This is a genomic window from Streptomyces sp. NPDC049577, from assembly GCF_040675635.1.
Classification (GTDB): Bacteria; Actinomycetota; Actinomycetes; order Streptomycetales; family Streptomycetaceae; genus Streptomyces.
The window spans coordinates 1-3,048 of sequence record NZ_JBFAPH010000506.1; the positions used below are offsets into that span (position 1 = coordinate 1).

Below are 3,048 nucleotides of genomic sequence, written 5' to 3' on the forward strand. Positions count from 1 at the left end.
GCAGCGACTCGACCAGCAGCGCCGCCGTCTCCACGTCCAGCTGCGGGGCGTCGAGGACGGCCAGCAGGTCCAGGGCGAGGGGCCGGGGTTCCTTCCACGGCTGCCGGGTCACCGGCAGCGCCGGCTACGGCTTCCACGTCATCGACGGCTGCCGGACGACCCTGACGGGCTGCCGGACGGAGCGGTGCGCGCGCGGCGGGTACGAGTTCGCCGAGGAGGGTCCGGTCACCGAGGGCTGTACGACCGACGAGGGCGTGGCCGAGGCGGTGGTGCCGCCCGTGCCGGAGCCGGTGGCGACGGCCGTGGAGGCGGCCCGGCGGCCGTCCGCCCCGGCGGCCGGCGTGCCCGGTCCGCGCGCCTCCGCGGTGACCGCCGCCGGCGCCGGCACGGCCGACGCCGGGGCGCGGCGTACGCCCTCGGCCGTGCTCGGCCAACTCGACGCGCTGGTGGGGCTGGAGAGCGTCAAGCGGGAGGTGCGCGCCCTCACCGACATGATCGAGGTCGGGCGGCGCCGGCGGGAGGCGGGGCTGAAGGCGGCCTCGGTCCGCCGGCACCTGGTCTTCACCGGCTCCCCCGGCACCGGCAAGACCACGGTCGCCCGGCTCTACGGGGAGATCCTCGCCTCCCTGGGGGTGCTGGAGCGCGGCCACCTGGTGGAGGTGTCCCGCGTGGACCTGGTGGGCGAGCACATCGGGTCCACCGCCCTGCGCACGCAGGAGGCGTTCGACCGGGCGCGCGGCGGCGTGCTGTTCATCGACGAGGCGTACGCGCTGGCCCCGGAGGACTCCGGGCGGGACTTCGGGCGGGAGGCCGTCGACACTCTGGTGAAGCTGATGGAGGACCACCGCGAGGAGGTCGTGGTGATCGTCGCCGGCTACACGGCGGAGATGAGCCGTTTCCTGACCGTGAACCCGGGGGTGGCCTCGCGCTTCTCCCGCACGATCACCTTCGGGGACTACACGCCGGAGGAACTGCTGCGCATCGTGCGGCAGCAGGCGGACGAGCACGAGTACCGCATCGGCGAGGGCGCGGCCGAGGCGTTGCTGCGGTACTTCGAGGACCTCCCGAAGGGCCCCGCCTTCGGCAACGGCCGTACGGCCCGCCAGACCTTCGAGGCGATGGTCGAGCGGCACGCCGGCCGGGTGGCCCAGCTCACCGCGCCCACGCACGACGAGCTGACCCTGCTCTACGCGGAGGACCTTCCGGAGGCCTGACGGGGCGGCCGGGTCGTCGGACCGGCCGGTCAGGTCAGGTCGGACGGACCAGCGCTTGGGCTCGCCCTCGCCGTGGTGGATCCAGTCGTTCGGCGTGCACTTCGGCTGGGCCGTCCGGGCCTCGAAGCCGCTCGTGTCCCGCTCCAGCTTCACCCCGATCGAGGGGATTCCGCACCGGCGGCCTGACCAAGATCCCATCGGCGGTCCGGCTCCCGGCGGCCGGGCCGTCCTCGCTGTCGGCGGCGCATGGGAGGATTGTGCCCGGACGGCGGGCGGCGGAGGGTCGGAGAGGACGGGCCGGGTGGGCGACAACCAGAATCTGCTGGCGGAGCAGCGGCGGGCCCTGATCCTCGACGAGGTCAGACGCCGCGGCGGGGTGCGGGTCAACGAGCTGACGCGGCGGCTCAACGTGTCGGACATGACCGTGCGCCGCGATCTCGACGCGCTCGCCCGGCAGGGCGTCGTGGAGAAGGTGCACGGCGGCGCGGTCCCGGTCGCCGAGGCCACCACGCACGAGCCGGGGTTCGAGGCGAAGTCGACGCTGGAGCTCAGCGCCAAGGAGGACATCGCGCGGGCGGCGGCGCGGATGGCCGCGCGGGGCAGCGCGATCGCGCTGGCCGGCGGGACGACGGCGTACGCCCTGGCCCAGCAGCTCGTCGATGTCCCGGATCTGACGGTCGTCACGAATTCGGTACGGGTGGCCGATGTCTTCCACACCGCGCAGCGGGCGACGGCCGCCTCGGGCCCCACCGCCCGGCCCGGCGCGGCCACGGTGGTGCTGACGGGCGGTGTGCGCACCCCGTCGGACACGCTGGTCGGGCCGGTCGCGGACGCGGCGATCCGCTCGCTCCACTTCGACGTGCTGTTCATCGGGGTGCACGGCATATCCGCGGAGGCGGGGCTGTCGACGCCGAATCTGGCGGAGGCCGAGACCAACCGCCACTTCGTACGGTCCGCACGCCGGGTCGTGGCGCTCGCCGACCACACCAAGTGGGGCACGGTGGGCCTGAGTTCCTTCGCGGGTCTCGACGAGGTCGACGCGCTGGTCACGGACGCGGGCATGCCGCCCGCGGCCCGGGCGGAGATCGCCGAGCGGCTGCCGGAGCTGGTGGTGGCCGGCCCCGGCGGCCGTACCGGCGACGACTAGGGCCGTCCCGCGGATCCCGGCGAACCCGCCGTTCGCGTGCCTCGCGCAGGCCGCCGGAGCCACCGCAGGTGCGCTTGCCCCCGGCGCCCCTCCCGCCCGCGACGGCGCTCGGCCCACACCGGCCGACCCGGCGGTGCCGAACCCCGCGGAACCACGCAGACAAGTGGAGCTCCGCGGGCTAGGGTATGCGCGCCCCGCTCGTCCGGCCGACCTCGTGGGGGTTCCCCGATGACGCGCAGCCTCCGTCCCGTAGGGCTCGAATTCGCCGACACCGCGCCGGTGCGGCTGTCCTTCACCGCCCGGATGACCGCGCCGCCGGGCGCGGTCTACCGCGCGCTGGCCGAGGAGGTGGAGGCGTGGCCCCGCTGGTTCCGGGCCGTGTCGCAGGCCCGGCAGGCGGAGACGCGCGGCCGGGCCGGCCGGGAGGTCCGGCTGGCGGGCGGCGTCCGCTTCGTGGAGACGGTCATGGCCGCGGACGCGCCGGAACGGTACGCCTACCGGGCGGACGCCGCCAACGTACCGGGCCTGCGGGCCCTGCTGGAGGACTGGCGGATCACCCCGGCCGGCGGCGGCGCGGTCGTGCGCTGGACGTTCGCGGCGGACGGCGCGGCGCCACTGCGGCTGGCGCTCGGCTTCGCACGGCTCGGCCTCGCGCACGCCTTCCGCGACGCGGTCCGCGCCCTGGAC

3 protein-coding genes are annotated in these 3,048 nt (G+C 75.8%); all 3 read left to right on the top strand.

Annotation, left to right across the window (positions count from 1 at the left end):
• Positions 1 to 1,214: AAA family ATPase (locus tag AB0K09_RS31825; protein ID WP_366068864.1), on the top strand; the 1,214-nt coding region annotated here is incomplete at its 5' end.
• Positions 1,215 to 1,515: 301 nt separating this feature from the next.
• Positions 1,516 to 2,361 (top strand): DeoR/GlpR family DNA-binding transcription regulator, encoded by an 846-nt coding sequence (locus AB0K09_RS31830; RefSeq protein ID WP_366068865.1) that lies wholly within the window; start codon positions 1,516 to 1,518, stop codon positions 2,359 to 2,361.
• Between the two features lie 228 nt (positions 2,362 to 2,589).
• Positions 2,590 to 3,048: SRPBCC family protein (locus AB0K09_RS31835; protein WP_366068866.1), on the top strand; the 459-nt coding region annotated here is incomplete at its 3' end.